Below are 283 nucleotides of genomic sequence, written 5' to 3'. Positions count from 1 at the left end.
CGCGAAAAGCAAAACTGGAAATCATCGACAATCCGAACGACGCTGAAATGGCGATTGTTCTCGGTGATTCCATCCCGAACGACAGCGCGCTGAACGGTAAAAATGTCTGGCTGGGCGATATTTCCCGGGCAGTTGCGCACCCTGAGCTGTTCCTGAGTGAAGCCAAAGGCCATGCGAAACCTTACACTGCGCCGGTCGCTGCGACAGCACCGGTTGCTGCCAGCGGTCCGAAACGCGTAGTTGCGGTGACTGCTTGCCCGACTGGCGTAGCACACACCTTTAT

1 pseudogene is annotated in these 283 nt (G+C 56.5%); it reads left to right on the top strand.

Annotation, left to right across the window (positions count from 1 at the left end):
* Positions 1-283: pseudogene (locus LZP73_RS20840) on the top strand (hypothetical protein); the annotation flags it as partial.

This window comes from Shewanella sp. AS16, assembly GCF_021412365.1.
GTDB lineage: Bacteria > Pseudomonadota > Gammaproteobacteria > Enterobacterales > Shewanellaceae > Shewanella > Shewanella salipaludis.
This window is presented reverse-complemented; position numbering and strand designations above follow the sequence as displayed.